Genomic DNA, 2,046 nt, shown 5'->3' with positions numbered 1-2,046 from the left:
GTTTACGTTTGCCTGGCTTATGGAGCCCGTTTGAAGCGGCCGTAAGGGCTATTTTAGGCCAGCAAGTCAGTGTGCAGGGAGCTCGCACTCAGCTCAATCGTTTACTCGCTGAATTGGCAGAACCTTTGCCTGATGATCCACAGAAAAAGCTGTTTCCAACAGCAGAAGCTATCAGTCACAACGAGTTGTTGATGCTCAAAGTACCACAGGCCAGACGCGACACGTTAAAACAATTGGCAGCGACAGTGATCGCAGAGCCAGAAAGCACACCGGATGACTGGCTCCAACTTAAAGGTATAGGGCCCTGGACTGTGGCCTATAGCAAAATGCGTGGACTTGCCGATCCGGATATTTGGTTGGGCGGTGATTTAGGCGTACAAAAAGCCTTGAAACGCCATGCTGATATCACCCCAGAGCAACTGGCCCCCTGGCGCAGTTATGCGACCTTTCAGCTCTGGTTTAGTTTATCCCGTCCCGCGTTAAAGGAGACAACCGAATGAAACAACTGCAATTTGCCACCCCTCTGGGGCCTCTGGTGGTGACGGCCAATGCTAAAGGCATAGAGTCGGTGTTATTCAGAGACAACAGCGAGGCACCGGATCAGAGCAATGACACTCTGCTGCTCGATTGCAAAGCTCAGTTTGATGCTTATTTTGCAGGCAGCCTGCAGCAATTTGATTTACCGCTAGCCGCTCAGGGTACCGAATTTCAGCAAGCCGTCTGGCAGCAACTGAGCAAAATCCCTTTTGCCCAGCTTCGCAGTTACAGCCATATAGCCCAGGCGCTGAATAACCCTAAAGCAGTGCGGGCCGTAGGGGCGGCCAATGGCCGTAATCCGCTGACTATTATCGTGCCCTGCCACAGAGTGATAGGCGCCAATGGCACTTTAACGGGCTACGCTGGCGGCTTAGAGCGTAAAGACTGGTTGCTTAAACATGAGCAAAATACGGCTTTGGCCCTGGGTTTATTTAAGCTGGAGGCCCATTAATCCGTCGGGGCGAACTTTAGAATCACCCCTTTCGTCAACAAAGCTGCAGCTTCAGGAACGACAAAAGCCCCCTAAGTCATTGACGTTGCAGCGCGACGGCAAGTAAACGAATTCCCGGGAGCATAGTTGTCTATGCGACTGGGGTGAGAGAGCGCAGCCAACAAAGCTGCAGCTTCAAGGATGACAAAAGCCCTCTAAGTCATTGACGTTGCAGCGCGACGGCAAGTAAACGAATTCCCGGGAGCATAGTTGTCTATGCGACTGGGGTGAGAGAGCGCAGCCAACAAAGCTGCAGCTTCAAGGACGACAAAAGCCCCCTAAGTCATTGACGTTGCAGCGCGACGGCAAGTAAACGAATTCCCGGGAGCATAGTTGTCTATGCGACTGGGGTGAGAGAGCGCAGCCAACAAAGCTGCAGCTTCAAGGACGACAAAAGCCCCCTAAGTCATTGACGTTGCAGCGCGACGGCAAGTAAACGAATTCCCGGGAGCATAGTTGTCTATGCGACTGGGGTGAGAGAGCGCAGCCAACAAAGCTGCAGCTTCAAGGACGACAAAAGCCCCCTAAGTCATTGACGTTGCAGCGCGACGGCAAGTAAACGAATTCCCGGGAGCATAGTTGTCTATGCGACTGGGGTGAGAGAGCGCAGCCAACAAAGCTGCAGCTTCAAGGACGACAAAAGCCCCCTAAGTCATTGACGTTGCAGCGCGACGGCAAGTAAACGAATTCCCGGGAGCATAGTTGTCTATGCGACTGGGGTGAGAGAGCGCAGCCAACAAAGCTGCAGCTTCAAGGACGACAAAAGCCCCCTAAGTCATTGACGTTGCAGCGCGACGGCAAGTAAACGAATTCCCGGGAGCATAGTTGTCTATGCGACTGGGGTGAGAGAGCGCAGCCAACAAAGCTGCAGCTTCAAGGACGACAAAAGCCCCCTAAGTCATTGACGTTGCAGCGCGACGGCAAGTAAACGAATTCCCGGGAGCATAGTTGTCTATGCGACTGGGGTGAGAGAGCGCAGCCAACAAAGCTGCAGCTTCAAGGACGACGGGGGAACATTC

General features: G+C 53.1%; 2 protein-coding genes. Both read left to right on the top strand.

The genetic code is table 11. From position 1 onward, the window contains the following. Positions 1–500, top strand: a 500-nt coding sequence (locus SD53_RS18640; RefSeq protein ID WP_046519517.1) for a DNA-3-methyladenine glycosylase family protein, incomplete at its 5' end; no start/stop codon positions are given. Then, entirely contained in the window at positions 497–988 is a 492-nt protein-coding gene (locus SD53_RS07000; protein ID WP_046518413.1) for a methylated-DNA--[protein]-cysteine S-methyltransferase, read from the top strand. The genes SD53_RS18640 and SD53_RS07000, both read left to right, overlap by 4 nt. The last annotated feature ends 1,058 nt before the right edge of the window (positions 989–2,046 follow it).

The sequence above is a fragment of the Rheinheimera mesophila genome (genome assembly GCF_000986865.1).
GTDB lineage: Bacteria > Pseudomonadota > Gammaproteobacteria > Enterobacterales > Alteromonadaceae > Pararheinheimera > Pararheinheimera mesophila.
Note: the sequence above shows the minus strand (reverse complement) of the source record. Positions and strands in the feature narration are given on the sequence as shown.

Bases quoted from the DNA above. Each gene is read 5' to 3' on its own strand.
- SD53_RS07000 (WP_046518413.1), top strand. From the start codon at position 497: ATGAAACAACTGCAATTTGCCACCCCTCTGGGGCCTCTGGTGGTGACG.